We start from the raw sequence: 2,740 nt of genomic DNA, 5'->3' as shown, positions 1-2,740 counted from the left end.
TCAAGGTCAATTGACCTTGAACAGCGAGGTGTTCGGGGTGTGCCCGATGGCAATGAACACGCCGTCGACCTTCAGTTCGTCGAAGCTGCCGTCGTTGTTTTTCAGGCGCGCACCGGTCACGCCCATGTTGTCGCCCAGCACTTCGTCGAGGGTCGCGTTGAGTTTCAGCTCGATCTTGCCTTCGGCCACACGGGCGTTGAGCTTGTCGATCAGGATCTTCTCGGCGCGGAAGGTCTCGCGACGGTGCACCAGAGTCACTTTGCTGGCGATGTTGGCCAGGTACAGGGCTTCTTCGACAGCCGTGTTGCCACCACCGACCACGGCCACCGGCTTGTTGCGGTAGAAGAAACCGTCGCAGGTCGCGCAGGCCGACACGCCCTTGCCCATGAAGGTTTCTTCCGACGGCAGGCCCAGGTAGCGGGCGCTGGCGCCAGTGGCGATGATCAGTGCGTCACAGGTGTAGGTCGCGCTGTCGCCCGTGAGGGTGAACGGCTTGCTGGCCAGGTCGACAGCGTTGATGTGGTCGAACACCACTTCGGTCTCGAAACGCTCGGCGTGTTCCTGCATGCGCTGCATCAGGGCCGGGCCGGTCAGGCCGTGCGGGTCGCCCGGCCAGTTGTCGACTTCGGTGGTGGTGGTCAGCTGGCCGCCCGCCTGCATGCCGGTGATCAGCAGCGGCTTGAGGTTGGCGCGCGCAGCGTACACCGCGGCGCTGTAACCGGCAGGGCCGGAACCGAGGATGATCACTCGCGAATGACGTACTTCAGACATGACTCTCTCCTGTCGAGCTGGCGCGTCAGCATCGTGACGCCGGGCGCACCGGCTTGAATAAAAAGAACCCGCGAAGCACTTGGGGAAGGCTTATGGCCGCAGGTTCTGGAAACCTAATGGGGTGTGACTGTATCGAGGTGGCAGAGATTAAGGAAATATCCTTAGACAATCCACCTTATAGAAGACCTCTATCCAAGCCCTGCCCTACCGCCACTTTGCCTATGAAATGCTTCACGGGGATTTGTTACAGCCCGTTGCGCGCATTTCGCCGTGCTTTCACCGCTTGCGCAAACTCGGTAAGGTCGGCGCGTTTTCCACCGCTCGGAGCATTTTATGCAAGCCTCTGTCCTTTCCGGCCCACAGTACCTGCGCGAGGGCCTGAAACTGGTCCTGAGCCCTGGCCTGCGGCTGTTCGTGCTGCTGCCGCTGGCGGTCAACCTGCTGTTGTTCGTCGGCCTGATCTACGTTGCCGGCCATCAATTCAGTTTGTGGGTCGACACCCTCATGCCGACGCTGCCCAGCTGGCTGAGCTTTCTCAACTACCTGCTGTGGCCGCTGTTCGTGGTGCTGGTGGGGTTGATGGTGTTTTTCACGTTCACCATGCTGGCCAACGTCATCGCCGCACCGTTCAACGGGTTTCTTGCGGAAAAGGTCGAGGTGGTGGTACGCGGCAACGACCCCTTCCCCGATTTCAGCTGGGCCGAACTGGTCGCCATGGTGCCACGCACCCTGAGCCGCGAGTTGCGCAAGCTGGGCTACTTCGCCCCCCGCGCACTGGCGCTGTTCATCCTGTCGTGGATCCCGGTGGTGAATATCATCGCCGCACCGCTGTGGCTGCTGTTCGGCATCTGGATGATGGCCATCCAGTACATCGACTACCCGGCCGACAACAACAAGCTGAGCTGGCAGGACATGCTGGCCTGGCTGCGTGCCAAGCGCTGGCAGAGCCTGGGCTTTGGCGGCTCGGTGTACCTGGTGTTGCTGATCCCGTTCGTCAACATCCTGATGATGCCGGCGGCCGTGGCCGGGGCCACGCTGTTCTGGGTGCGCGAGCGCGCCTGAGTGCTGGAGGCCGCGACTGCGCACTGCAGCCGCCGGCCAGGCATCAGGACGCGAGCTGGTTGGAGAACTGCCCGACCGCGTCCACCACCTTTTTCGCCCCGTCCTGAATCTCGACGATCACGGTGCCGGTCTCGCCCGCCAGCGACAAGCCCTGTTCGGCCTGGCGCTTGCTGCTGTCGATGATGTCGACGGCGGCCTTGGCCAACTGGGCGTTCTGCTGCACCACGCGAGCAATCTCCTCGGTGGCGGTGCTGGTGCGCGAGGCCAACTGGCGCACCTCGTCGGCCACCACTGCAAAGCCGCGCCCCTGCTCACCGGCGCGGGCCGCCTCGATCGCCGCGTTGAGCGCCAGCAGGTTGGTCTGCCCGGCGATGTCGCTAATGGTCTTGATGATCGAACCGATTACCTGCGACTGCTTGTCGAGCGCCTGGATGCCCTCGGCGGCCTCCTGCATGAAGGTCTCCAGGCCGCGCATCACCTCGACCGTCTGGGTCACCACCTCGGTGGCCTTGCGCGCACTGGCATCGGTGTCCAGCGAGGTGGTGTAGGCGATATCGGCGGCGTGAGCCACGGCTTCTTCCTGGTTGACCTGCTCGGTGATCACGGTGGCGAACTTGACCACCTTGTACAACACGTCATGGGCATCGATGATCGGGTTGTAGGACGCCTCCAGCCACACCACGCGCCCATGGGCATCGATGCGTTTGAAGCGCTCGGCCACGAATTCGCCGCGGCGCAGCTTGTCCCAGAACTGCTGGTAGGCCACCGAGTTGTATTCCTCGGGCTCGCAGAACAGCCGGTGATGCTTGCCGCGCACCTGCTCCAGCGTGTAGCCCATGGTCTGCAGGAAACGATCATTGGCCGCCAGTACCTCACCATCAAGGTTGAACTCGATCACCGCCGTGGA

The 2,740-nt window shown here is 62.8% G+C and carries 2 protein-coding genes and 1 pseudogene; 1 reads left to right on the top strand and 2 read right to left on the bottom strand.

Annotated elements, in window-relative coordinates; all coding sequences use genetic code 11:
- Positions 1-15: 15 nt before the first annotated feature.
- A pseudogene (locus G3436_RS20955) lies at positions 16-771 on the bottom strand (FAD-dependent oxidoreductase); the annotation flags it as partial.
- 333 nt (positions 772-1,104) lie between these two features.
- Between G3436_RS20955 and cysZ the strand changes: the two are divergent.
- Positions 1,105-1,833, top strand: coding sequence for a sulfate transporter CysZ (gene cysZ / locus G3436_RS20950; RefSeq protein WP_163949006.1), 729 nt, complete (start codon positions 1,105-1,107; stop codon positions 1,831-1,833).
- A 43-nt stretch (positions 1,834-1,876) separates the two neighbouring features.
- Here cysZ and G3436_RS20945 read toward each other — a convergent pair.
- On the bottom strand, positions 1,877-2,740 hold an 864-nt coding region (locus tag G3436_RS20945), incomplete at its 5' end, for a methyl-accepting chemotaxis protein (protein WP_163949004.1).

It is taken from the genome of Pseudomonas brassicae (assembly GCF_010671725.1).
In the GTDB taxonomy this organism is placed as follows: domain Bacteria; phylum Pseudomonadota; class Gammaproteobacteria; order Pseudomonadales; family Pseudomonadaceae; genus Aquipseudomonas; species Aquipseudomonas brassicae.
The sequence above is the reverse complement of the archived record's forward strand: the minus strand, read 5'-3'. Positions and strand labels throughout refer to the sequence as shown.